Here is a 291-nt window from a genome sequence, read left to right as displayed (position 1 = left end):
CTGGTCGTATCGAACGCGGTATCGTCAAAGTTGGCGAAGAGATTGAAATCGTCGGTATCAAAGACACAGTCAAAACAACATGTACTGGCGTTGAAATGTTCCGCAAACTGCTGGACCAAGGTCAAGCAGGCGACAACGTCGGCGTATTGCTGCGTGGTACAAAACGTGAAGATATCCAGCGTGGTCAAGTGTTGGCAAAACCAGGCTCAATCAAGCCTCACGCCCACTTCACAGGCGAGATCTATGTTCTGTCCAAAGATGAAGGTGGCCGTCATACACCATTCTTCAACA

1 protein-coding gene is annotated in these 291 nt (G+C 49.1%); it reads left to right on the top strand.

Features of this window, described 5'->3' with window-relative positions:
- A partial coding sequence (locus H8L32_RS28500; RefSeq protein WP_268977661.1) for an EF-Tu/IF-2/RF-3 family GTPase occupies positions 1-291 on the top strand: 291 nt, incomplete at both ends.

The sequence above is a fragment of the Undibacterium hunanense genome (assembly GCF_014284335.1).
In the GTDB taxonomy this organism is placed as follows: Bacteria; Pseudomonadota; Gammaproteobacteria; order Burkholderiales; family Burkholderiaceae_D; genus Undibacterium; species Undibacterium hunanense.
Note: the sequence above shows the minus strand (reverse complement) of the source record. Positions and strands in the feature narration are given on the sequence as shown.